This is a genomic window from Chryseobacterium paludis (assembly GCF_025403485.1).
Classification (GTDB): Bacteria; Bacteroidota; Bacteroidia; order Flavobacteriales; family Weeksellaceae; genus Chryseobacterium; species Chryseobacterium paludis.
Genome location: NZ_CP099966.1, coordinates 310,718 through 334,061, shown reverse-complemented (window position 1 = coordinate 334,061; position 23,344 = coordinate 310,718). Strand labels below are relative to the sequence as shown.

Annotated in this window: 23 protein-coding genes; 12 read left to right on the top strand and 11 right to left on the bottom strand. The window is 35.3% G+C overall.

The window, feature by feature from the left end; genetic code table 11:
* Positions 1 to 110: 110 nt before the first annotated feature.
* Positions 111 to 614: a DinB family protein gene (locus NG806_RS01395; RefSeq protein ID WP_261511657.1), complete on the top strand. Its 504-nt coding sequence runs from the start codon at positions 111 to 113 to the stop codon at positions 612 to 614.
* A 17-nt stretch (positions 615 to 631) separates the two neighbouring features.
* Here NG806_RS01395 and NG806_RS01390 read toward each other — a convergent pair whose 3' ends face one another.
* Positions 632 to 1,399 carry a hypothetical protein gene (locus NG806_RS01390; protein WP_261511656.1) on the bottom strand — a complete coding sequence of 256 codons (768 nt, stop codon included), beginning with the start codon at positions 1,397 to 1,399 and terminating at the stop codon, positions 632 to 634.
* A gap of 100 nt (positions 1,400 to 1,499) precedes the next feature.
* Positions 1,500 to 2,120: a helix-turn-helix transcriptional regulator gene (locus NG806_RS01385; protein ID WP_214834157.1), complete on the bottom strand. Its 621-nt coding sequence runs from the start codon at positions 2,118 to 2,120 to the stop codon at positions 1,500 to 1,502.
* Between the two features lie 191 nt (positions 2,121 to 2,311).
* On the opposite strand from NG806_RS01385, the gene NG806_RS01380 reads away from it, so the two are divergent.
* The 5 genes from NG806_RS01380 to NG806_RS01360 all read left to right on the top strand — a co-directional run bounded on the left by NG806_RS01380 (position 2,312) and on the right by NG806_RS01360 (position 6,277).
* Positions 2,312 to 2,938 carry a superoxide dismutase gene (locus tag NG806_RS01380; RefSeq protein WP_261511655.1) on the top strand — a complete coding sequence of 209 codons (627 nt, stop codon included), beginning with the start codon at positions 2,312 to 2,314 and terminating at the stop codon, positions 2,936 to 2,938.
* A 26-nt stretch (positions 2,939 to 2,964) separates the two neighbouring features.
* Positions 2,965 to 3,465, top strand: coding sequence for a DUF2480 family protein (locus tag NG806_RS01375; protein ID WP_261511654.1), 501 nt, complete (start codon positions 2,965 to 2,967; stop codon positions 3,463 to 3,465).
* A 6-nt stretch (positions 3,466 to 3,471) separates the two neighbouring features.
* Positions 3,472 to 4,038 carry an NADPH-dependent FMN reductase gene (locus NG806_RS01370; protein ID WP_214834149.1) on the top strand — a complete coding sequence of 189 codons (567 nt, stop codon included), beginning with the start codon at positions 3,472 to 3,474 and terminating at the stop codon, positions 4,036 to 4,038.
* A gap of 74 nt (positions 4,039 to 4,112) precedes the next feature.
* A complete protein-coding gene (locus tag NG806_RS01365) occupies positions 4,113 to 4,460 on the top strand; it encodes a 4Fe-4S dicluster domain-containing protein (RefSeq protein ID WP_214834146.1) in 348 nt (115 codons plus the stop codon).
* 206 nt (positions 4,461 to 4,666) lie between these two features.
* Positions 4,667 to 6,277, top strand: coding sequence for a serine hydrolase domain-containing protein (locus tag NG806_RS01360; RefSeq protein WP_261511653.1), 1,611 nt, complete (start codon positions 4,667 to 4,669; stop codon positions 6,275 to 6,277).
* Between the two features lie 139 nt (positions 6,278 to 6,416).
* Here NG806_RS01360 and NG806_RS01355 read toward each other — a convergent pair whose 3' ends face one another.
* A complete protein-coding gene (locus tag NG806_RS01355) occupies positions 6,417 to 6,791 on the bottom strand; it encodes a VOC family protein (RefSeq protein WP_214834140.1) in 375 nt (124 codons plus the stop codon).
* A 458-nt stretch (positions 6,792 to 7,249) separates the two neighbouring features.
* On the opposite strand from NG806_RS01355, the gene NG806_RS01350 reads away from it, so the two are divergent.
* Together NG806_RS01350 and NG806_RS01345 are read left to right on the top strand one after the other, a co-directional pair.
* On the top strand, positions 7,250 to 9,592 hold the full coding sequence (locus NG806_RS01350; RefSeq protein ID WP_214834138.1) for a TonB-dependent receptor: 2,343 nt from the start codon (positions 7,250 to 7,252) through the stop codon (positions 9,590 to 9,592).
* A gap of 3 nt (positions 9,593 to 9,595) precedes the next feature.
* Entirely contained in the window at positions 9,596 to 10,411 is an 816-nt protein-coding gene (locus NG806_RS01345) for a DUF4249 domain-containing protein (protein ID WP_214834135.1), read from the top strand.
* Positions 10,412 to 10,518: 107 nt separating this feature from the next.
* Here the strand turns inward: NG806_RS01345 and NG806_RS01340 are convergent, their stop codons facing one another.
* From NG806_RS01340 to NG806_RS01325, 4 genes are all read right to left on the bottom strand, one after another.
* A complete protein-coding gene (locus NG806_RS01340) occupies positions 10,519 to 11,817 on the bottom strand; it encodes a TolC family protein (protein ID WP_261511652.1) in 1,299 nt (432 codons plus the stop codon).
* 54 nt (positions 11,818 to 11,871) lie between these two features.
* Positions 11,872 to 14,286 (bottom strand): ABC transporter permease, encoded by a 2,415-nt coding sequence (locus NG806_RS01335; RefSeq protein ID WP_261511651.1) that lies wholly within the window; start codon positions 14,284 to 14,286, stop codon positions 11,872 to 11,874.
* Between the two features lie 78 nt (positions 14,287 to 14,364).
* The gene (locus NG806_RS01330; protein ID WP_261511650.1) at positions 14,365 to 15,087 is read right to left on the bottom strand and encodes an ABC transporter ATP-binding protein; all 723 of its coding nucleotides are present in this window, start codon (positions 15,085 to 15,087) and stop codon (positions 14,365 to 14,367) included.
* A 135-nt stretch (positions 15,088 to 15,222) separates the two neighbouring features.
* Positions 15,223 to 16,464 (bottom strand): efflux RND transporter periplasmic adaptor subunit, encoded by a 1,242-nt coding sequence (locus NG806_RS01325; protein ID WP_261511649.1) that lies wholly within the window; start codon positions 16,462 to 16,464, stop codon positions 15,223 to 15,225.
* Positions 16,465 to 16,673: 209 nt separating this feature from the next.
* Between NG806_RS01325 and NG806_RS01320 the strand changes: the two genes are divergently transcribed.
* Both NG806_RS01320 and NG806_RS01315 read left to right on the top strand, forming a co-directional pair.
* Positions 16,674 to 18,017, top strand: coding sequence for a sigma-54-dependent transcriptional regulator (locus NG806_RS01320; protein ID WP_214834122.1), 1,344 nt, complete (start codon positions 16,674 to 16,676; stop codon positions 18,015 to 18,017).
* Between the two features lie 100 nt (positions 18,018 to 18,117).
* The gene (locus NG806_RS01315) at positions 18,118 to 19,434 is read left to right on the top strand and encodes a sensor histidine kinase (protein ID WP_261511648.1); all 1,317 of its coding nucleotides are present in this window, start codon (positions 18,118 to 18,120) and stop codon (positions 19,432 to 19,434) included.
* A gap of 16 nt (positions 19,435 to 19,450) precedes the next feature.
* Here NG806_RS01315 and NG806_RS01310 read toward each other — a convergent pair whose 3' ends face one another.
* From NG806_RS01310 to NG806_RS01295, 4 genes are all read right to left on the bottom strand, one after another.
* Positions 19,451 to 20,077: an FMN-dependent NADH-azoreductase gene (locus NG806_RS01310; RefSeq protein WP_261511647.1), complete on the bottom strand. Its 627-nt coding sequence runs from the start codon at positions 20,075 to 20,077 to the stop codon at positions 19,451 to 19,453.
* A gap of 61 nt (positions 20,078 to 20,138) precedes the next feature.
* The gene (locus NG806_RS01305) at positions 20,139 to 20,723 is read right to left on the bottom strand and encodes a Crp/Fnr family transcriptional regulator (RefSeq protein ID WP_261511646.1); all 585 of its coding nucleotides are present in this window, start codon (positions 20,721 to 20,723) and stop codon (positions 20,139 to 20,141) included.
* A 29-nt stretch (positions 20,724 to 20,752) separates the two neighbouring features.
* Positions 20,753 to 21,262: a GNAT family N-acetyltransferase gene (locus tag NG806_RS01300; protein WP_214834109.1), complete on the bottom strand. Its 510-nt coding sequence runs from the start codon at positions 21,260 to 21,262 to the stop codon at positions 20,753 to 20,755.
* Between the two features lie 155 nt (positions 21,263 to 21,417).
* Positions 21,418 to 22,167: a hypothetical protein gene (locus NG806_RS01295; protein ID WP_261511645.1), complete on the bottom strand. Its 750-nt coding sequence runs from the start codon at positions 22,165 to 22,167 to the stop codon at positions 21,418 to 21,420.
* Between the two features lie 227 nt (positions 22,168 to 22,394).
* Between NG806_RS01295 and NG806_RS01290 the strand changes: the two genes are divergently transcribed.
* Entirely contained in the window at positions 22,395 to 22,790 is a 396-nt protein-coding gene (locus NG806_RS01290; RefSeq protein WP_214834103.1) for a VOC family protein, read from the top strand.
* Positions 22,791 to 23,008: 218 nt separating this feature from the next.
* The gene (locus tag NG806_RS01285) at positions 23,009 to 23,257 is read left to right on the top strand and encodes a hypothetical protein (protein ID WP_261511644.1); all 249 of its coding nucleotides are present in this window, start codon (positions 23,009 to 23,011) and stop codon (positions 23,255 to 23,257) included.
* Positions 23,258 to 23,344 lie beyond the last annotated feature (87 nt).

The window sequence follows — 23,344 nt, the reverse complement described above, 5'->3', positions numbered from 1 at the left end:
GCTTACAAGAGTTGTTAGCCTTAACAGAAAGTATATTTTCTTATATTCACAAAAAGTTTTCGGCTCAATTATAATTTCTTTTCGTGTGCTATAAAACAAAAATTAATACAATGGAAATAAGATCCGCACAATCATTTATTGATTATTATGAAAAAGTTAGGGCAAGAACCAATCGATTAATTGAGGTTATCAGACCTGAACATCTGGATTTCTCATATAAACCCGGAAAGTTTACCGTCGGTGATCAGATCAGGCATATTGCGGCTATTGAAAGGTCTATGTATGGGGAAACTATTTTGGGAAGAAAAAGTGCTTATCAGGGTTGCGGAAAAGAATTGGCAGATGGCTATGACAATATTATCAGCTACTTTAATGAAATGCACAGGCAAACCATCGAAATTATTAGCAGCCTTTCTGATGAGGATCTCAACCGAAAATGTTTAACTCCGGCAAATAATGAGATCACCATATGGAAATGGCTTCGTGCCATGACAGAACATGAGATCCATCATAGAGGAGAACTTTATATTTATCTTAATTTACTTGATGTAAAAACACCTCAGATCTATGGCTTTTCTGCAGAAGAAGTTCAGGAAATGAGTAGTAAAATCTGACAATAAATAAATATCTGCTAATATTCCGAGAAATCAAGCTCATCAAAATCTTTAATTTCTGAAAGATTAAAATTCTTTAATGACTTAAGTTTTGACCAGGTATTTTCAAATTTTTCTTCACCACTTTCAGCGCCTTCATTTACATTGACCTTAATAAGTTTTTTTCCCGTTAAAAAATTAATACTGGTTTCACTGTTAATTACAGGACCTGTATTTGAGCTTTCATCGTAGCCTATTAATTCAAAATCTGGATTTTTATATCTGAATGTATAGCTCCAATATCCGTATCGTCCATGGGCATAATGAATATATAGATTTCCTTTTTCAGCAGAGACAGATAGTTCAGGAGCATAATACACTCCGCCATCTTCATTTTCCGATGAAAAACAATCATAATTTTTTGAAGCCAATTCATAGCCTTCATTTTTCTTAAAGAGAATAATAATACCCCTACGGTTGCGATCCAGTTTTCCGCGGTATTCATCTGTAATAATTTTACTTTGATCCGTCTTTTTGATGATGAGAATACAATCATCTACTCCGTCTTTATTTAAATCACCATAGGATTTTTCAAAGATCACGTACCCATTTGGTAAAAAATCAGCAGGTTCTTTTTTAATATCAATTATGGGATTCTCTTTTTGAGGCTTTAAAGCAGGATTTAAATTTCTTTTACTTTCATTTAAAGTTTGCTTTTTAGGCGTTTTAGAGCACCCATAATTTACAATAAGCGAAATGATAAAAACCCATTTAAAGTACGGAAGGCTTAAAATATTTTTATTCATATGAATTTTACATGAGTATGGTTGATGCAATTTACATATTTAGAAAGTTTCACTTATACAATTCCTATTTCAAATTCCGGAAAGAGATTAAAAGTATATATTATCCACTGATCTTATATACACAACGCTGCGCACCTGAAAGAATATGTTTTATCCGTTCTACTTTATATTGGGAACCTATTAAATTCTGGAAATTAGACAATTCTGCACGACAGAATCCCTGGCACTCGCTAGCAGCAGCACAGATAGGACAATGATTTTCAATCAAAAAATAGTCATGCCCTTCCTTTTTCCACTCAGCCATATATCCTTCATCATTACGGATCTTTGCCAGAATATCCAGACGTTGTTCTAGTGATGAAGCTTTAATCAATGCTTTTTCATAACGCTGATATGTATTCTTTTCCCGATCATTGATCAACAAATCTAAAGCATTCTCACCCAAAAGATTTTTTACAGATCGAAGAAGCTGTACCGTAACATCTGCGTGTGTATCAGGAAATTGTGCTAATCCTTTTTCAGTAAGCACATAATATGTAGAAGGACGACCTACCCCTTCGCTTTTGGCAACGGATTTAATCAATCCTTCCTGGGCAAGGTTTAATAAATGCTTTCTCGCTCCTTCCTTTGTTATAGACAATTCTTTAGAGATAAGAAGTGAAGTTGCTTCGCCTCTCATCTTTAAAAACATCAGGATACGATCTGTTGCTGGCTTATTCATTTGACAATATATAAGTTGTTTTATTTCCTACAACAAATATAGTCATTTTCTATAATTAACTATAATATCACTTAATATTATAATTATCAGTGTATTGAGAGTTATTTCATTTAAGCAATTAACCAACTTGTTGGTTGTTTAATTAAAATATATTATTACCTTTGAAACACGTTAATCAAAAAATCAAAATAATGAACTCATTTACATTACCAGAGCTTTCTTATGCTTACGATGCATTGGAACCATTTATAGATAAAGAAACGATGACCATTCATCATCAGAAGCATCATAAAGCATATGTTGATAATCTTATTGCTGCCCTTGACCAGGCTGGGGAAACAGATTCTGATTTGGATTCTTTATTACAAAGAATAAGTGAATACAGCCCTGCCATCAGAAATAATGGTGGTGGACATTACAATCACTCTTTATTTTGGGAAACCTTATCCCCACAACCGAAATTAAATCCAGAAGGAAAATTAGGTGAAGCTATTACCACGGCTTTTGGCAATCTGGAAAATCTTAAAGCAGAAATGAAAAAATCCGGGCTTGGTCAGTTTGGATCCGGATGGGTTTGGCTGTATGTTAAATTCAGTGGCTCACTTGCTATTAGTTCAACTCCTAATCAGGATAACCCTATGATGGATCTTCAATCGGCGAACAGAGGCTTCCCTATTCTTGGAATAGATGTCTGGGAACATGCATACTATTTGGCTTATCAAAACAAAAGAGCAGACTATCTGGATTCTTTCTGGTCAGTTCTGGACTGGTCATCGGTAGAAAAAAAATATGAAGAAGCTCTTTCAAAAATCAAATAGCTATTAAAAAGTTTTAACATTTAATTATGGATCAGAAAATTTTAATCAATAAGGCAGAAACCTCAGGAATTATATCATTTGACCTTTGGGATTACAAACCTTCAGTAGATATTGCTGAGCTCGATCTCAAAGAACATCTTTTCATGGGAATGATTGTCAAAGAGAAAGAATTTAAAGAATCAATATCCGCAATAGATTACTCTGTATATGCCGGAAAAGCCGTAGCTTTAATCTGTTCTACGGAGGCTATCATTCCACCATGGGCTTTTATGTTAATAATGGATAAACTATATCCTCATACTATTTATACTGATCTAAACAGCGTGGAAAAAGTTCTTTTAGATCTTTGGAAAGATAAACTCATCAATGCTGATCTCAGACAATATAAGGATCAAAAAGTAGTTATTAAGGCAAGATCAGATACCAATCCCGCACTTTATTTATTAGCAACCCGACTACTGAAACCTTTTGTTAAAAGCCTCATGTATGGTGAAATAGGCCTGCCAAAAGTTATATTTAAAAATTAAAACAAAATGAAAGCAATTATATTTAACGGTGCCCTGGAAAGAAGGCCAAAATCAACTTCCGGGCTCATTTCAAAATACTTTACTGAGAAACTTGATCTACTGGGTGTTACCCATGAAACTTTTGCTCTTGCAGATTCTGGTATTCCTCTTTATGATATCACACTTACCAAAACACCGTTAGCAGTAGAACGCATGACTCAATTATTTCTTGATGCTGATATCCATTTCTGGTTGGCACCTCTTTATCACGGAAGTATTCCGGGAGTTATGAAAAACTGTCTGGACTGGCTTGAAGTAACTGCTGACAGGGATCAGCCATACCTTACAGATAAAACGGTTGGTTTAGTTTGTTGGGCCGATGGGCTACAGGCTATGCAGGGGATCAATACAATGGATGCTATTGCAAAATCATTACGGGCGTGGCCATTACCTTTTAGTGTTCCAATGATCAGAACCTCTTTATTTGATCAGGACAATAAAATTTCTTCCATGTATGCAGATAAGCTCGACAGGCTGATTCATATCGCTACCACCAACAGGATAGAAAAGATAATATATAATAATGCAGATTAAGACGGATAAAATTAATCATCGGCACGAATCATGCTAGATTATTTACTGATCATAGAATCTAAAGTATTGATGAAATGGCAATAACAATAACAGACGCATGCATTAACTGCGGAGCTTGCGAACCTGAATGTCCTAATTCCGCTATTTATGAGGGTGCCATTGACTGGCGATGGCAGGATAAAACAAAACTTTCCGGAAAAACAGTTTTTCCTGATGGTACAGAAGTAGATGCCAGTGCCTTTAATGAAGCTGTTTCTGACGACGTTTATTACATCGTTGCCGGAAAATGTACAGAATGCAAAGGGTTTCACGATGAGCCACAATGTAAGGCGGTATGTCCTGTAGACTGTTGTGTAGATGATCCCGATCATCGGGAAACGGAGGAAGTATTACTTAATCGGCAGAGATTTCTGCATACCTGACAAATGAAATGACTTTAAGTTAAAGTATAAGAAAAGAATCTAATTTTTAGATTCTTTTCTGCTTTATCTGCATTTTTTCATACTTGATAAGCTAATTTTATTTCACGCAAAGAACGGTTGGAAAAGAATCTCACCCGTATCAGTCAACAAAATGAAATTTACACTTGCACGACCAAAAGAATCTGATTAGTTTTATTCTGGAAAAAATGGAAAAAGTGACCCAATCAATCCATTATCAATACTTTAATAACAAGTTTATAAAATATGCAGTCTTTTTATTATCGATCGCTGCTGTTAAAACTATCTGCGCACAAAAACAAACAAGTGCTGAGCTATTCAGTGCTAAGCTAGATTCTATTCGTATACAGTTAAAGATCCCAGGAATGGCTGCAGCAGTACAACAGGGAAATGCCATTCTACTGGAACAAGGTTATGGATATGCAGATATGGAACAAAATATTCCTGCTACTCCTCAAACTTCTTTCCGTGTAGCATCAGTTACCAAAACTTTCACTTCTACATTACTTATGGAATTAGTGGAACAGCATAAACTAAACCTTGACGATCCTGTCACTCAATATGGTATCGATTTAGGTAATTCCAAAATTACTGTAAGACATCTATTAACACATACTTCCGAGGGTATTCCGGGAACCTATTTTCAATATAACGGCTATCGCTACGGACTTTTGGGAAAGGTCATTGAAAAAGCATCTGGTAAACCATTTTACAGTCTGCTCATGGAAAGGATCATCATCCCTTTAAAAATGACATCTTCAGCTCCTGCAATAGCCTTAGATCAATTTTATGACTACAGCAAACTAAATCCCAGTGTATTGCCTTTCTTTGACACAACATTCAACCGCCTGGCTAAGCCTTACGAAGTGGATAATTCGGGCCATGCTATCCACAGTGAATATCTAAATGAATTCGGTGCCTTTGGTGGTTTAGCTACCAGTGTAAGTGATATTTTAAAGTATTCAGATGCGATTGATCACAATCAATTTATCTCAGCTGCTTCACAAAAGGAAGTTTATACAGCCCATAAAACCAATAACGGAATTGCTACTCCTTATGGACTGGGATGGTTTGTACAATCCTATAAAGGCGTAGACTATTACTGGCATTACGGACAATCAACAGGAGAATCTGCACTTTTTGTAAAGATACCTTCAATACATCTGACCTTAATCGTTATGTGTAATATGGATCAGCTTAGTCAGCCTTTTCCACTGGGCGACGGTGATCTGCTAATGTCTCCTGTAGGTCAGTTGCTTTATCTCTGTTTTATTAATAACAATGAAAAGGCGGAAAATGATCTGGAAAACAAAGAATTAATTACTAATGCTACAATGGCATTGAAAAAAGGAGATACTTTAAAAGCACAACGACTTTATAATGTTTATCAAAAAAAATATGATGCCAAGGAAAATCATATCCCCAATGGTAAAATTATCGCTGATATTAGAAATGTTGGAGTTAATAAGGATATAAACCGCACTTTCAAACTCTTACATGCTACTTCTATAAAAGTGTACGCTGTAGGTGAAAATTGTTCAGGAGATGGCAGTTCCTGGTGCGATTATGGATGGATAGATAACAATGCCGGTCAAACTGTCTGGCGCATGCAGGGAAAACCTTCCACATCAGCAGGCGGTGCATTTAAAAATCAAAAGGTCTGCGAGGAAATTATTTTACCCCGTGGACAATATACGCTTCATTACAAATCAGATTCCGGACACGCCTACAATTATTGGGATTCATTGCCACCAGATCATTTTTTCTGGGGTATTCTGCTGCTAAAAGACTCTAAATAAGAGTAACACACTAAAGTTTCACTGAAATCATCAAACGTATTTTTATAAAAATATCCCCTACTAATCCAGTAAGGGATACTTTAATCTTCAATAATGGGTTTGAAATTTTGTTGATTTCCTGTTATATTTCGAACTCAACTTATTTTGGCTCCCACAACTCAATCTTATTTCCTTCCACATCGATAATGTGAACAAATTTTCCATAGTCATAGGTTGCTACTTCATCTACAATCGTTACTCCTTCTTTCTTAAGCTCTTCAACGAGAGCTTCAAGATCTGCCACTCTGTAATTGATCATAAATTCTTTTGTGGAGGGTTCAAAATATTTTGTATTCTCAGCAAAAGGACTCCATTGTGTAGCTCCTTCTTTGCTAGGATCCTCAGCCTCTCGCCATTCAAAAGTCGCACCATAGTCATTTGTGTCTAAGCCAAGATGGGTTTTATACCACTCTTGCATTTGTTTAGGATCTTTGCATTTGAAAAATATGCCACCAATACCTGTTACTTTTTTCATGTTTATTGTTTTAGTGTTTAAAAATTAGCACAGGCGTTAAAATTATTATTTTTTTTGATCATTGATCAAATATTTTTATGATTTCTCAGTTATAGACCTTGATAACCAACTATTAAATCTCTGCAACAAGATGAAACGAATTTCGTAAATGACCTCTCATTAGGCTACAGCCAAAGGGGAAAAATCACATTTGTTTGAAAAATAATATACCTGAGTACATTTTAAAAACTAAAATACCTATTTTCGCATTGCAGATTTTCAAAGAAACTATTTTAACCTAAAAACCATTCACTAAAACCTGTAAAATTGTAATCAATTTTTTCTTTATACTGGTTTCTCAGTAGATCTTCATACTGGTTTCTCGGTAAAATTGAACTTCTCTTCTTTCCCCATGTAACAAACACCAAATAAATTCTACTACTATTTAAAAAACTCTACTACTTTAAAAAATAAACTGAATGCAAACATCTTTTTTTAAAATTGCTGCTGCCTCTGCTGCGCTCTGTTTCAGCACTGTGGCTATAGCGCAACAAAAATTTTCCGTTAGTGGGACTATAAAAGACCAGAAAAACGGGGAACTCATGATCGGAGTTGCTGTAAAAGTAGCTGAAGACCCTTCGATTAATGTTGTAGCCAATGAATATGGCTTCTACTCTTTATCCTTGCCAGAAGGAAATTATACCATGATTATTTCTTATCCCGGCTACAAAGATTTTGAACAAACTATAAAAGTTGATCAGAATATCAAGCTGGATCTCCCTCTCAGTCAGGAAGAAGAGGTAGAAAGAACAGCAAAGATTGATGAAGTTATTATTACAGGTGTAAAAAAAGATAAGAATCTTTCAACTGCCCAGATGGGTACTGAAACATTAAGTATTAAAAATATCGAAAAACTGCCGGTTTTATTTGGAGAAAAAGATGTAATGAAGACCATTCAGTTATTGCCGGGTATTAAAAGTAATGGTGAAGGAAGCAGTGGATTCAGTGTAAGAGGTGGAGCAACCGATCAGAATCTGATCTTATTGGATGAGGCACCGGTTTATAATGCCTCACACTTACTTGGTTTTTTTAGTACATTCAATAGTGATGCTTTAAAAGATGCAAGTATTATTAAGGGAAACAGTCCGGCGCAATATGGTGGCCGTCTTTCTTCAGTAATGGATGTGAAGATGAAGGATGGGAATAATAAGGATTATAATGTCAACGGCGGAATAGGATTAATCAGCAGCAGGCTGAGTGTAGAAGGACCTATTCAAAAAGAAAAATCTTCATTTATTGTTTCAGGAAGAAGAACCTATGCTGACTTATTTCTTAAGGGAAGTGATGATTATAAAGACAGTAAATTGTATTTCTATGATCTTAATTTAAAAGCGAATTATCAGATCAACGAAAGTAACCGTCTTTATCTATCCGGATATTTTGGAAGAGATGTACTGGGAGTAGGTAAAACCTTCGCAACAGACTGGGGAAATACAACAGCGACATTGCGTTGGAATAGCATTATCAGCAGTAAGTTATTCTCCAACACATCCTTTATTTACAGCGATTATAACTATAAAATCAGTCTGGAAAGTAATGATAATAAATTTGGTTTAAATTCTGAGATCCAGGACTGGAATCTTAAACAGGATTTTACGTGGTTTGCAGGAAATAAACATTCTGTTCGTTTTGGTCTTCAATCGATTTATCATACGCTTACCCCGAGCAGTGCTTCAGGTACCAGTGTAAGCAGTTTTCCAAGAAATCCAAGATACTCATGGGAAAATGCGGTATATATCAATGATGATTTTAAAGCAACAGAAAAACTAACCGTTAATTATGGTTTGAGACTTTCCGGATTCAGTGTTTTAGGAGGTGATACTTTTAATTCATACGAAAATGGAGTTCTTACAGACAGTCGATTTCTGGAAAAAGGGAAATTTGGAAAGACCTATGTCAACCTTGAACCACGTATTACTGCCAATTACCGTATCAATGAAGTCAGTAGTGTAAAGGGAGGATATTCCCGCAATACCCAAAACCTGCACCTTTTAAGCAACAGCAGCAGTGGAAACCCTACTGATCAGTGGATTGGAAGCAGCTATACAGTAAAACCTGAAATTGCAGATCAGGTGAGCGTAGGATACAGCAGAAATTTCAATAATAACAATTACGAATTGAATGCTGAGATCTATTACAAATCAATGCAAAATCAGATCGACTTTAAAAATGGTGCACAAATCACCTTTGATACTGCAGCTGATGTAGAAAGTGAATTACTGTTTGGAAAAGGAAGAGCTTATGGTTTAGAATTGATCGCAAAAAAGAAAAGCGGAAAACTAACAGGTTGGATCTCCTATACTTTATCTAAAACTGAAAGAAAAATAAATGGAATCAATGATAATGAGTGGTATAATGCGAGAATGGATAAAACCCATGATTTATCTATCGTTGCCACCTATCAACTGAATCCAAAATGGTCTTTCTCAGGATTATTTGTTTACAGTACAGGAAATGCTGTTACTTTCCCTACAGGAAAATATGAGCTGAACGGAGAAACTGTTTTTCAATACAGCAGTAGAAATGCGGATAGAATGCCGGCTTATCACAGAATGGATTTAAGTGCTACATATGAGCCAAGTTCTAACTCTAACAAACGTTTCCGTGGTTCATGGTCCTTTGGTATTTATAATATTTATGGTCGTGAGAATGCTTACACCATTACTTTTGAAGATAATCCAAATAATCCGGGAACAACCCGCGCCATGCAGACCTCATTATTCCGTTGGGTACCAAACATCACTTATAATTTCAAATTTTAAATCATGAAGAATACATTTTTTATCATATTATCCCTGTTTTTACTAAACTCTTGTGAAAAAGAGATCGACCTTGATCTTGCTGACAAAAGTGGAAACATTGTCATTGAAGGAAATATTACTGATCAACCGGGACCTTATATTGTGAGAATAACAAAATCCGTTAGTTTCACACAAAATAATCAATATCCCGCAGTGACCAATGCTGAGGTTATTGTAAGTGATAATACAGGCCAAACAGAAACCTTACAGTATATAGGTGACGGAAAATACCAGACGAACGCTTTTACCGGGGTAAGCGGTAGAACCTATAGTCTGAAAATACAGGCCGAAGGAAAACAATATACTGCTCAGAGTACCATGCCTGCAGCCGTAGATTTTGAAGGTCTGAAACAAGATTCTTTTGTTTTCGGAGGTACAACGACTTTTACCCTTTTACCTATTTTTACGGATCCTATAGCGTTAGGAAACCGCTATCTTTTTACTTTTACGGTCAACAACAAACCAAAGAAGACCTTTAATGTATTTTCAGATAATGTAAATAACGGATTACCCAACCAAAGGCCATTATTCCTGCCTAATGATGACGGCGATGATCCTGATGATGTTCTCGTAGTAGTTGGAGATACCATTCATGTTGAAATGCAATCCATAGACAATAATGTATTTACTTATTATAGTGCTTTGCTTCAAATTATGGATGACGGTGGCGCTGGTGTTACCCCTGCCAATCCACCAAGCAATATTAATAATGGTGCTTTAGGATATTTTTCAGCGCATACGCTTAGCAAAAGAGATTTTGTTATCCAGCAACCCAATTAATAATATCAGATAAAAAAGGCTATTTCGGAAATTCCGAAATAGCCTCTTCAATATAATGAATGTTAAATAGGGTTATTTTTTTTAATACTGAAATTCGTTTTTCAAATCTATAAACCGGATTCCAATACTTTTAACAGCTCAGTTTGTTGGATAACATCATTCTTGCTGCTTATCAGATTATAATTGGCCTGAAGCCATCCATTCCGCACCACGAAAAAGGTATAGGCATCCATTAATCCTTCCTTATATTTTTCTTCAGACTTCTGGAAAGACAGTTTTTGATTTTCAAAATTTAGATCCAGAAGATGATATTTCTCCTGGGCATTCAGAAACTGAGCCTTAATAGAGTTAATACTCTGTGTAAGATTATTGACAACCAATTCCTTGTCGTAATTGGAATTGATCGCATTCAGTTTGGCTATTTCCACATTGTTCTTCACCTGTAATTTATTGAAAATCGGGATATTGAGTCCAAAAGATAAAGACTGATTTTTGTTTTGTGCAAACTGATCTGAGAATCCTATTGCAGAAGCATCATCTTTTCCTAAAACTTTATTATAAAAGCTGGACCAGCTGTATCTGCCATTGATCGTAGGTAAATAATCTGCTCTTGCAACGTCTGCTCTCTTTTTCTGAGCATCGATCTCTGCCATTACCGATTGATAGGCAGGATTTTTCTCCAATAACTTTTTTGTAAAATCCGGATCCTGAAATTCGGCTTCAGAAAAGACCCCATCATCATTCATCACAAAATCGATTGAATCCTTAGTAACAGCCATCGCATTGAGAAGATTAATTTTGGACAGATCACGTTGGTTTTTTGCAGACACCCATTGTTCTTGAAGAGTTCCTAAATTGGCTTTGATGTCATATACATCACTTTTAGGCCTGTTCCCTATCTCTACTTCCTTTTCAGTACGCTTGATCTGATCTTCAATTCCTGAGATCTGAGTTTCCAAAACTTCAAGCCAGCTTCTGCTGTTCTGATAAGCAAAAAACATCTGAATAACATTAAGCTTTACGTCGTTCTGAGCTTGTTTAAGCTTGTAGGTACTGGTTTCTTTATTAAGCCTGGACAGAGAAATAGTAAGAAAATTTTTCCAATTAAAAAGTTCCCAATCCGCTTTTACATTAAACTCATCATATTGAGTATTTAGCTTTCCTCTTTGATTGCTCGATTGGTTAATTGAAGAACCAAAGCTGTATGTATGATTAACGCCTGCTCCTATAGAAGGAAGCAACATCCCTTGTGATGCGCTGATCAGTCTTTCGTTTTTCTTAACCGCAACAGTGGCCTGCTTGATCAATGGATGATTTGCAGAGGAATAATCCAGGCATTGTTGCAGATTCCAGGACTGCTGTCCGGGATAAAGACTGATAAAAAATATGAAAATGAAATTTTTCATGAGTACGTTCTGATTTAAATATATTTTAAAAGCAATTTTTAATGATGAACTTAATTATTCATATTTCAGATATTTCACTAAATTCACTTTTGTTGCTTTATAAGCTTTGATACTTACAACAGCAAACGTTAATGCCAACAGGACACAGAAACTCACAATAAATGGCCAGACCGGCATATCAATCCTGTAAGCAAAATCTTTCAACCATTCATTCATCAGGTAATAGCAGATCGGAATACTCATAAATACTGCTATGACTGCGATCCAAAGGAATTGTTTCGTTAATCCAAAAACCAAAATACGGTCTGATGCTCCCAATGTTTTTCTGATCGCTACTTCTTTCAGTTTTTGCTCAATCATTAAGGAAGAAAGTGCGAAAAGTCCTAATAAAGCAACCATCAGTACCATCGCATTAAGAATAGAAAATGTGGTTTTCTGTTTCTCGTATTGCACAAAAGTTCTGGCAAAACGCTGGCTGACAAAATAATACTCAAAAGGATACCCCGGCTCTACAGAATTTTCCCAGTATTTTTTAATCCCATTAACTGTCCCTTCGATATCATCAGGTTTAATTTTCACCTGAATATTATACACATCAAATCTTTTGCGATCGGTTTCTTTATAATGGAAAAACGCGATCGGCTCTACTTTAAGTTTTAGATTTCTGAAATTAAAATCTTTGACAATTCCTACAACTCTGTATTTTTTACTGTCATCAAATCCCGGAGTGAAGCTACCCTGAAGTATCTGATCGTCCTTCCAGCCAAATTTTCTTACGAACGCTTCATTTACAATCATATTGTTGATCGTATCGGAGGCAAGTTCAGGATTCAGCCACCGTCCCTTCAATAGTTTTATACCCATAAATTCGAGATAATTATAATCCATTGAACTGTAATCTGAATTAATCGTCTGGTTCATACAATCCATATTTGAACTGCTTCTCCGATTGCTTCCTGCAACAGCTTCACCATAAGAAACTGCTTCTACTCCATTTATCTTTGAAAGTTGAGTTTTAAGACGTTCATATTTTAACCATGGTTTCGGATTATTTTCGTTGAAGGTAATGAGCATGATCTGTTTTCCATTAAAACCTAAATCTTTATTCATCATATGTTTTACCTGGCTGTTTACAATCAGGCCACCGATAATAAAAAATGAAGAAATCATTAATTGGAGGGTAAGAATTCCATTTCTCAACCAGATCCCATGTTTGCTTCGTGAAAAGTTTCCTTTAAGGGTTTCAATGGCTTTGAAGCTTGAAAGATAGAAGGCAGGAATGAGTCCGGATATTAAAGTGACTACAAGTACCATTCCCAATGAATAGATGAAGATATGCCAATCATTCAGTTTTACTTCTTTATCAAAGAACTTATTGAAATTGGGAAGTAAAAGTTCCGTTAGTGCCAACGAAAGAAAATACGACAGTATACATATCATAAAGGTCTCTAAAAGGAACTGCATCATCAGAGAAAACCTTGTCCCTCCGATCGCCTTTCTTACACCTACTTCTTTTCCTCTCTGTGAAGCTTCTGCCGTTTTTAAATTAATAAAATTGATGGCAGATAAAACCACGATCATCACTGATAGGAAAAATAGAATGAGTATCGTTTTGAAATCTCCAACTCCAAACCATGATGCTTTTGCATGGAGTCTAATTTCATCTAAAGGAGTCAGAAAACCATTGTTTGGGCCATACTTCTCCAAAAACTCCTGTACACTTATACCAGAAGCCTTAGCTTCAATAGCCGCCCTCATTTCAATAATATCTCTATTGAATTTCTGTTCAAAAACAGCAGGATCTGTTCCTTTTTTTAACATAAAGAAAGATCCGTACTTGAAGTCACTCCAATGCTCCCTGTCATTTCTCAACTGCTCTACGGGATTGATAATAAATTCCGGTTTTACCTGGCTGTTTCCTTCTGGAATTTCATAAACCGCCGTAACGATGTACTCCTTATTTTCAATTTTTATTGATTCTCCGGTAACATTGGTCCTTCCAAATAATTTTATTGCCGTTTGCTTAGAAATAGCAATAGATGTTTCTGTTTTTAAAGCATCTTTAGGTTCTCCTGAAATTATTTTAAACGGGAAGAAATTAAAGAAGCTTTCTGATGATAAAAGTCCGTCTTGCTGATAAGCTGTCCGGTATTTTGTCGTCATCTTATAGCCTGTTGGGCTGCTGAAAAGCAAATAATCCTGAACTTCTGGGATTTTTTTTGAAGCACTAAAGGCCATTGGATAAGATATAGTACTTCCATAAGCATTATCTTTTTTGGTATAAAGCTGAAAAGCATAAACCTGATCTTTTTTAGGATTCCATTTTTCATAAGATTCCTCATCATTCCAATGCATCAGGATCATCATAAATCCTGTAAGACCTACGGTGAGTCCAAATATATTGATGATCGTGGATAATGCGTTTTTTTTATAATTGACCAAAGCAATTTTGAGCCAGTTCTTAAGCATAATTGTATGTTATTAATAATGAATGTTATAGATCATTTTGGTATGATCTGAGTAATACAAGCCGGAAAATCTCCTGATTTATTCAAATTCTGCAGCATCTGCTTTTGCAAATACATCTTTTCTCTGGGAAGCATGTTCCTCATTAAAAATTTCTCCGTCTTTCATATTGATAATTCTGGAAGCATACCCCGCGTCATATGAAGAGTGCGTTACCATCACAATAGTAGAACCTTCTCTGTGAAGTTCTGCCAGAAGGTTCATCACTTCATTTCCATTTGAACTATCCAGGTTTCCTGTTGGCTCATCAGCAAGGATCAGTTTAGGTTTTGTTACCAAAGCTCTTGCTACAGCTGCTCTTTGCTGCTGACCTCCCGAAAGCTGCTGTGGATAATGTTTTGCACGGTGGCTGATGTTAATTTTCTCTATAATTTCTTCTACCCTCCTCTTTCTTTCTGAAGGTGAAATTCCGTTATAGATCAAAGGAAGTTCGATATTTTCATAGACCGTTAATTCATCTATCAGATTAAAATTCTGGAAAATAAAACCTATATTTCTTTTACGAACATCTGATTTTCTTTTTTCATTAAGTCCTACCATTTCCACTTCTGAAAATTGGTAAGAACCTGCTGAAGCAGAATCCAAAAGCCCAAGGATATTTAGAAATGTTGATTTACCACAACCTGAAGGTCCCATTATAGCTAAAAATTCTCCTTCCTTAATGCTAAGACTCACTTTATTTAATGCATGAGTTTGTACATCTTCTGATTGATAAATTTTTGAAAGATTATGAATATTGATCATTTTAATTATTTTTTAAATTTTAGTATTTATAATACTGGCTACGCGCTGTTTAAGGCTCATCAGTGAAATTTTATTATGTTAAAGGAATACTTTTATTAATCATACACTTCTATGAAATTAAAAGTATTCATATTTTTAATTTTTAATGTTGAGGATCTCATATTTTTTAAGATCAGAATAATCGGATACAATAACTGTTTCCCCAGCCTTCAGTCCCGATTTCACCTCATAATATAATGGATTCTCTCTTCCCAGACTGATATTTCTTTTTTCAGCTTTATTTCCTTTTACAACAAATACCCATTTTCCGTTCGTGTCTTTGGAAAAATTTCCCTTAGGAATCATGGTACTTTGCGTATCTGCCGAAAGTTTTAGTTTTACTCCAAAAGTCATCCCTATTTTCAGATTTGCAGGCTTCTTATTGGTAAAATTAAGCTCAGCAGAAAATTGTCCGTCTTTTACTTCTGGAAGAATTTTTGTGATCACTACTTCATAAGACTGGCTGTCATTATCAAGGATTCCCTTGATCCCATTCTGGAGTTTATTGATGTAATACTCATCTACCTTCGCGACCAGCTTATAACCGTCCATCAGGTCAATCTTTCCAATACTCTGACCGCTGGTCAGGTTCTCTCCCTCTGTAATCGTAAAGGACGAGAGCCTTCCGGAAGCTGGAGCCATAATCAGGAAATTATTCTTGTTAGAGCGCAAGATCTGGAGACTTTTATCCATTTGCCCGATCGAAGTGTTAATCGCTGACATCTGAGAGCTTCGGGACTTTTTCTCACTGGAAGATCCGTTTTCTACAATTGATTTTCGTTGTTTCTGGTAATTAAGATTCTGCATACTGATGTCATAATCTGTTTTTTTTCCAATCTCAGCATCATAAAGACGCTTCTGAAGATTAAAATTTTGAAGTGCTGTATTGTAGTCATTCTGTGCCTGCAGTACTTCTTTATCCTGAGCCAGTTCCTGATTTTTCAGTTCCAGGAGCGTTGTCCTCATCTGACTGATCTGCTGCATAACCCCAGTTTCCTGATTCATATAGTTGAATTCCGTATTGGGATTATACACCCTTGCAATAGGCTGCCCTTTCGTAAGCATCTGCCCATCTTCAGCAAAAATTTCTTTAACAGCACCTCCTTCCAGAACATTTACCAGAGAGGAATTAAGAGACTGTGTCTGTGCAGTAACCATAAGCATATCTTCAAACTTACCCTGGGTAACCTTATCCGTCTGAATATCTTCTGAAGCCACATTATAGGTTTTTTTCTGTTGGCTAAAATACATTCCCGACAACGATAATATAACTACTGCTCCCAATCCACCTAAAACAAATTTTAATTTCGATTTCTTTTTTACTATTTTCGTATCCATAATAAAGATAACTCTTTTTATTACAATAGATTACACAACAGAAGTGCCAGAAAAATATAAACCTATAAGTCCCTGAAAATCTGAAATAATACTTTTGATAACAGGGCATTAACTGTTCATTATCGGACACTTCTTGTGCGAAAATGAACACTTAACCGAAGATTTTTAATAATAAAGAACTAGCTTTAATACATTCAATAAAAAATAACATGCGTAAAAAAGAAGCTCATATTTTAATTGTAGATGATGATGAAGATATTCTGTTCTCTGCAAGGGTCTGGCTTAAAAAGTTTTTTTCAGAAGTGAGCTGTCTCAGTAAGCCTGCTCAGATCATGAAATTCATTATCGAAAATCAGATCGATGCTGTTGTATTGGATATGAACTTCAGAAAAGGTTTTGAGAATGGACAGGATGGCCTATATTGGATGAACGAAATCAAAACACTTGAACCTCATCTTCCTATTATTTTAATGACTGCATATGGCGAAGTAGAACTGGCTGTAGAAGCTTTAAAAAATGGAGCTTCGGATTTCATTCTAAAACCCTGGAATAATGAGAAGTTATACGCTTCTGTTAATCTTGCTGTAGATATTTCCAGAAAAAATAAAAAGCTTAGCCAATGGGAAAATGTGAGTCAAAAAAACAACCAGTATCAACTGGAAAGTCATTCCCTGAAAATGCAGGAAGTTCTTGAGCAGATCAGAAAAGTAGCTCCTACAGATGCTAACATCCTTCTTTTGGGAGAAAACGGAACCGGAAAATATGTACTGGCAGAATCCATACATGAGCAGTCTGATAGAAAAAATCAACCATTTGTTCATATTGATTTAGGGAGTATTTCGGAAAGTCTTTTTGAATCAGAATTATTTGGTTATAAAAAAGGTGCATTTACAGATGCCTATCAGGATTACGCGGGAAAAATCGAGAATGCTCAAAATGGAACCGTTTTTCTTGATGAGATTGGAAATCTTCCCCTCCAACTTCAAACGAAGCTACTAAGTCTGATCCAGAATAGAAAGTTATCGAGATTAGGAGAATCTAAAGAGCGTTTGTTGGATGTGCGTTTTATTTTTGCAACCAATGAAAATTTGAAAAAAGCAGTTGCTGAAAACCGTTTTCGTCAGGATCTGTATTATAGAATCAATACGGTAGAAATTCAGATTCCTGCTTTAAGGGAAAGACAGGAAGATATTGCCCTTTTGGCAGAGTATTTTCTGGATCGTTATAAGCAGAAATATCATAAACCTAATCTGGAACTTAATGATGATTTACTGCTTATCCTAAAAAATTATCCATGGCCGGGAAATATCCGGGAATTGGATCATTCCATTGAGAGAAGTGTTATTCTTTCAACAGATATCAATCTACAGCTATTAATGCCTCAGCCCGAAGAAAATGAAAATACAATCACCAATCTCAATATTGAAGAAATGGAAGAGATCCTGATTAAAAAAGCTTTAAAAAAGCATACCGGAAATATTTCTTTAGCCGCAGAAGATCTGGGACTCTCCCGGGCTGCTCTTTACAGGAGAATGGAGAAATTTGGAATATGATAGAAGCGGATACCAGATATCAGATGTCGGGCCTTAATCGTGAAATAAAAAAAGGCAAGTACAAAATTGTTATTTTTTATTATTAAAATATTGGTAAATTATGAGTAAATACAATTACCTATGGTTAATTTATAACTTCCTTGCTATACTAAGTGGAATCGTATGTTATCATTTCTTTTTGGAAGAGAAATGGTTTAGCGCTATTTTTTTTGGTGGCATAATGATCGTTTTCGTAGTTTTAATTAATTCCTCATTAACAACACAGATTTCAAAAACCGAAAAAATCATCTCATCGATCAGAAGAAAAGATTTTTCACTATTTCCCAAAGAAGACGGAACAGAACTTCTGGACAACAGCATACGATTATATTACCAAAGCAAAGAGGAGCAATTTTCTTTATCCTCCTACAAACTCCTCTATGAAAGTATTCTGGATCAGATGGAAACGGGTCTTATGATCCTTTCAGAAAATAGTAAAGATTGGGATGTCTTTTATGTAAATGATGCTTTTCTTGATATTCTACAAATCCCTAAATATAACAGCTGGAATTTCTATGCCTCAAAAGTCCCGGAGTTCTATAAAATTATTGAAGATACCGGATATAACAGTTCTCAGGAATTTTTTGATATTTCTATTCGGGGAAATTCGAAACAGTCCTTTTCTCTCAGAACCAAACAGGTAAGAAATACGCAACATCGATTTTATGTTATTACTCTGGAATCTGTTCAAAAAATCATTGAACAAAAAGAAAAGATGGCCTGGAATAATCTGATGAAGGTTATTTCTCATGAACTTCTGAATACCCTGACTCCTGTTAACAGCCTGATCCAGAATCTGGAATATATCAGCAATCAGGAGACTGTAGATCAAGAAGATCAGCAGGAAATGAGAGAAAGCCTGATGATCATTAATTCTAAATCAAGACAACTTTTAAGCTTTGTAGATAATTACCGACAGGTTGCAGAATTACCTAAACCTGTCCTGGCCCGTGTTTCTTTGAAAAAAGTGATTGAGTCTGCCGTTAGTTTTCTGAAACGTGAATTTGAAAAACAACATATTATGCCTGTTTTGGAAATAGAAGATTTTATCGTTTCAGCAGATGAGAAAATGATCGAACGAAGTCTTATTAACCTTTACCTCAACGCTATTTTTGCTGTTTCTGACAAAGAACATAAAATGATCAAAACAACCGTTCGATCTCATAACAATCGTATTATAGTGAGTGTAACCGACAATGGTTTAGGGGTTACGACCGAGATCAAAGACAAGATCTTCCTTCCATTCTTCACTACAAGAGATAACGGTTCAGGAATTGGGCTTACCCTTACTAAAAGTATTATGGAAGCGCATGGCGGATACCTCAATTATCAGGCACTGGAGGAAGGAAGCAGCTTTGAACTATGGTTTTTAGGGTGATGTATTAAGCCTGATTTTATTCTATTGAACTTATCGTTTCAAAGATTTCATTTTTAGATTTTTCAAATATCTCACCACCAAATTCTTCGTTATCCAACGAAAAGATGGTCATATCTTCTATTCCCATAATACCGAAAATAAATTTCAAATAGGTAGTCTGAAAATTCATGTGCCCATTTTTCTCATTTTCGCCATAACCGGTATCGCCTCTGCTTGACAATATAAACATCTTTTTGTTTTCAAGTAGACCTACATAATCACCATCAGGAACACCGGATCTGAATTTCCAGGTTTTATTGAATCTCATAATCTGATCTATATATGCCTTCAACCCGCTTGGTATCGACCAATTATACATGGGTGTAGCAATAACATAGATATCATGTTCTTTCAATTCATTCACCAGCTCATTACTTAGACTTAATGCTCTTTCACTGGCTTCACTTCTATCTGCAGGCTTTATAAATGCTCCCGCAATCCAGGACTCATCAATCCCCGGAATTATATCAGTTCCCACTTCCCGGTAACTAACCATATCCTGTGGATATTTCGATTTCCAGTTATCAACAAAAAGTTGTGAAAGTTTTCGGCTGTAAGACCTTTCATTTCTAACGCTTGCGTTAATGATCAATACTTTTTTCATTGCTTCGTAATTATTATGAAGCAAAATTCCCAATTATAAAATGTAGAAAAATTGATCTAGTTCAAGATGATTTATTTTTTTTTCGCAGTCTGCTGATAAATTCTGCAGAGATCCCTAAATAGGAAGCAATTAAATATTGAGGTACTTTTGAAGCGATATTCGGATAGGTTTCTAGAAAATCAAAATACCTGTGTTCGGCATCATATATATTATTGTAAATAATTCTTTTTTGCAATGCGACAAGATATCCTTCCAATATAAGCCGAAAATACCGCTCCAACTGTGGTATTTTTACTAAAAGCTTTTGAAAAGAGTGATAATTGATCTGTAAAAGAATGGTTTTCTCAAGTGCCTGTATATTGTAAATAGAAGCCTTTTGTCTGGAGAAACTGTCCAGATCGGTAGCCCACCAGTCATCGATTGAGAAATAGAGAATTTCCTCGTTCCCGTTTTCAGAATTGATATAAAATGCTTTTAATAATCCTGAAACCACGTAATTATCATACCGGCAAACATCTCCGTTTCTCAAAAGATAGTCTCCTTTTTCCAAAGTCTTTTCAGTCCAGAAACTTTTAAAAATTAAAATCTCTTCCGGTGTCAGGGTTACATATTTGGAAATATTTTTTATTAAAGCATCCTCTTTCATAACATGGTCACTTAATAATTAGTTTATTATCAACTCTTTTGACTTAACTCAAATTCGATTTCATTATCATCCAGATCCGCAATTTTCTTAAATCCCAGTCTTTCCAGAAGCTGTATTGCTTTTGTGTTTTGTTGACTTGTGGCAGCCCAGATACGTTTGAGCCCGATCTGATGAAGACCAAAATCAATGGCCAATAACATGGCATCCGTCATATACCCTTTCCCTTTATATTGGGGTAATAAAACACAGCCTAATTCTCCTTCTCCTTTATTAAAACCCCTGTAATAGCCGCAGGTTCCAACAATCTTATCGGTCGCATGATCTACGATAGCCCAATGAATTGAGTTTCCATTGATATAATCTGTGTTAATTTTAGACTGCATTTCTGCTGCTTGCTCAACAGTCTCTGCCTGAATAGCATCATAGAAAGATATTTCAACAAGCTCAGGAATATCTTTGTCTAAAATCTGTCTTAGTGATATTCTATCTCCATTGATATTGGGGAAATTATCATACTGAAAAAGTTTTGTACTGATCATTATATCTGTATTTCATGGTTTTACTAATGAAACCTTTTACCCAGGCAGTACCATTAGATTGCGAATGTATAAAAATACATCTAATTTTAAGATTGAAAATTCAGCGAATGAATATCGAAAATATTTCTATTTAAGCTTTAGTAAAAAAAGAAAGACTATTGCTTTGTTTTGATTGTAAAATAATCTTCCATGCTCTTACCATAGCTGTCTTTAAACTGTCGTAATGTGGATCGATTATAAAAGGTAGTATCAATTATATTGATCACCTTGCCTGGCATTTCTACTTTTTCTGCCAAACCACTTCCTTGGAGATTGAAGTCATTTTTCTCAGACGTTCCTTCATGAAATGAGATAACACCATCCGGAGTGATATCAAAGAAATAAGGTTTACCATTTTTCTCTCCTTCAAAATACTGTATAAGGTCTTTATTTTGGGTATATGCAACGCCTATAAGATTTATATCAAAGTAAATATTGGGAAGTTTACGTAATTTTTCTTGTATCTGAGGCCATTCTTTAGAAAAAAAACCGGCATAGGCAGTAAAGCTTTTCACGTCATGCTCTTTGGGATCTATATAGAGCATGGTTGTTTTTATACCATTATTTCCGGTTCTGTTTTTGTAGGTAACGGTATCTGGCTCAATCATAAAATAAGGAATATCCTTAAAAATAGAATAGCTGTAAGGCCTGCCATAAAGATCTATTGTCTGGGCATTGATAGTTACCGGCTCTAAATCACCAAGTTGAACATAATAATCAACTGTATTTGAGCTGAAGTTTGGGGTTGACTTCATATTCACTGTAACCGGCTGATTTTGATATTGTCCCTTATATATCGTTTCCTTTTTGCCACAACTCAGTAACAGTAAAAGGATGAAACTACAGAAGATATATTTTGTCTTCATAAGCTATGTATTTTACTCATGTTTAATTAATTGACAATGTACAAAATATCATCTACCTGAGAATCAGCCTTTCTAAAAAGTTGAAGAATTCTCTAAATCCAATACTTTATTAAGAAACTTGTCTTTAAACATTTTATTTAGATAAAAGCTTTTATAAAAAAGTCCAAACCTCCTGACACGCTGGTGTCATAACCCTGCCTTACTTTTGTTTAAATATTTAAAACATTATGAAGTTAACCTCATTAAGAATTATTACAAAAGACATCAAACAATCTGTTCAATTTTATGAAATGGCAATCGGATTAACGGCTCAATGGTTTACAGAAGATTTTGCTGAACTCTCAACAGATTCAATTACTCTGGCTATCGGAAGCACCCGCACTATGAAGATGTTTAGTGAAAATATGACAGAATCAACTGGTAGTAAAAGCAGCATTATAGAATTTCTTGTTGCCAATGTTGATGACGAATATGAAAGGATTAAAAATATGACAGATAACATTATTCAGACTCCGACTACCATGCCCTGGGGTAACCGGTCGCTCCTATTCTGTGATCCTGATGGAAATTTAATCAACTTTTTCACTCCAGTAACACCGGAAGCCATTAAAAAATTCAGCTAAGTATTCTCCTGAAGGCAAAATGATTTGAGCCTTCCCATTTAAATCTGTCACCACTCATTATTTTAATATTCTTTTAGACCTGGGAGCCTTCCCGGGTCTTTTTTATTTCTAAATAAAACGATTTACTAAGCGAAATAGATTCTCTTTTCAAAAATATGTAACAGAAGGTTAATCATTTATTGACATTAGAATAATATAGACATTCTACTTTTACAGAAATGAAAAAAGATCTGTTGCTATTAATGCTGGCTCTATCTGTTATCTCTGCAGCGCAAAACAACAATACTCCATTAAATTACAATCTACACGATCGTAAAACCAGGGAGTATCTACAAATTCAATTTCAAAACACACAATTTCCTGAGATTATCCTTCCTTCTGATTCAGATAATCGTTTCACAAATTTTAAAAATATTACCAATGATCTTAAAGATGATGCTCTTAGAGCTCGATTGCGATACCTCTGATAGTTGGTGTAGTGCATAGTATATCCATTAAAAGTTCTGACGACCTATCCCAAACGATCAACTTAACTCAATTTAAACAAGAAAACG

What these genes read in the sequence shown, in the direction of transcription:
- NG806_RS01310 (WP_261511647.1), bottom strand. Translation starts at nt 20,077, where the DNA reads ATGAAAAAAGTATTGATCATTAACGCAAGCGTTAGAAATGAAAGGTCT.
- NG806_RS01330 (WP_261511650.1), bottom strand. Translation starts at nt 15,087, where the DNA reads ATGATCAATATTCATAATCTTTCAAAAATTTATCAATCAGAAGATGTA.
- NG806_RS01395 (WP_261511657.1), top strand. Translation starts at nt 111, where the DNA reads ATGGAAATAAGATCCGCACAATCATTTATTGATTATTATGAAAAAGTT.
- NG806_RS01340 (WP_261511652.1), bottom strand. Translation starts at nt 11,817, where the DNA reads ATGAAAAATTTCATTTTCATATTTTTTATCAGTCTTTATCCCGGACAG.
- NG806_RS01335 (WP_261511651.1), bottom strand. Translation starts at nt 14,286, where the DNA reads ATGCTTAAGAACTGGCTCAAAATTGCTTTGGTCAATTATAAAAAAAAC.
- NG806_RS01320 (WP_214834122.1), top strand. Translation starts at nt 16,674, where the DNA reads ATGCGTAAAAAAGAAGCTCATATTTTAATTGTAGATGATGATGAAGAT.
- NG806_RS01390 (WP_261511656.1), bottom strand. Translation starts at nt 1,399, where the DNA reads ATGAATAAAAATATTTTAAGCCTTCCGTACTTTAAATGGGTTTTTATC.
- NG806_RS01325 (WP_261511649.1), bottom strand. Translation starts at nt 16,464, where the DNA reads ATGGATACGAAAATAGTAAAAAAGAAATCGAAATTAAAATTTGTTTTA.
- NG806_RS01355 (WP_214834140.1), bottom strand. Translation starts at nt 6,791, where the DNA reads ATGAAAAAAGTAACAGGTATTGGTGGCATATTTTTCAAATGCAAAGAT.
- NG806_RS01290 (WP_214834103.1), top strand. Translation starts at nt 22,395, where the DNA reads ATGAAGTTAACCTCATTAAGAATTATTACAAAAGACATCAAACAATCT.
- NG806_RS01385 (WP_214834157.1), bottom strand. Translation starts at nt 2,120, where the DNA reads ATGAATAAGCCAGCAACAGATCGTATCCTGATGTTTTTAAAGATGAGA.
- NG806_RS01295 (WP_261511645.1), bottom strand. Translation starts at nt 22,167, where the DNA reads ATGAAGACAAAATATATCTTCTGTAGTTTCATCCTTTTACTGTTACTG.
- NG806_RS01365 (WP_214834146.1), top strand. Translation starts at nt 4,113, where the DNA reads ATGGCAATAACAATAACAGACGCATGCATTAACTGCGGAGCTTGCGAA.
- NG806_RS01360 (WP_261511653.1), top strand. Translation starts at nt 4,667, where the DNA reads ATGGAAAAAGTGACCCAATCAATCCATTATCAATACTTTAATAACAAG.
- NG806_RS01380 (WP_261511655.1), top strand. Translation starts at nt 2,312, where the DNA reads ATGAACTCATTTACATTACCAGAGCTTTCTTATGCTTACGATGCATTG.
- NG806_RS01315 (WP_261511648.1), top strand. Translation starts at nt 18,118, where the DNA reads ATGAGTAAATACAATTACCTATGGTTAATTTATAACTTCCTTGCTATA.
- NG806_RS01305 (WP_261511646.1), bottom strand. Translation starts at nt 20,723, where the DNA reads ATGAAAGAGGATGCTTTAATAAAAAATATTTCCAAATATGTAACCCTG.
- NG806_RS01300 (WP_214834109.1), bottom strand. Translation starts at nt 21,262, where the DNA reads ATGATCAGTACAAAACTTTTTCAGTATGATAATTTCCCCAATATCAAT.
- NG806_RS01350 (WP_214834138.1), top strand. Translation starts at nt 7,250, where the DNA reads ATGCAAACATCTTTTTTTAAAATTGCTGCTGCCTCTGCTGCGCTCTGT.
- NG806_RS01285 (WP_261511644.1), top strand. Translation starts at nt 23,009, where the DNA reads ATGAAAAAAGATCTGTTGCTATTAATGCTGGCTCTATCTGTTATCTCT.
- NG806_RS01370 (WP_214834149.1), top strand. Translation starts at nt 3,472, where the DNA reads ATGAAAGCAATTATATTTAACGGTGCCCTGGAAAGAAGGCCAAAATCA.
- NG806_RS01345 (WP_214834135.1), top strand. Translation starts at nt 9,596, where the DNA reads ATGAAGAATACATTTTTTATCATATTATCCCTGTTTTTACTAAACTCT.
- NG806_RS01375 (WP_261511654.1), top strand. Translation starts at nt 2,965, where the DNA reads ATGGATCAGAAAATTTTAATCAATAAGGCAGAAACCTCAGGAATTATA.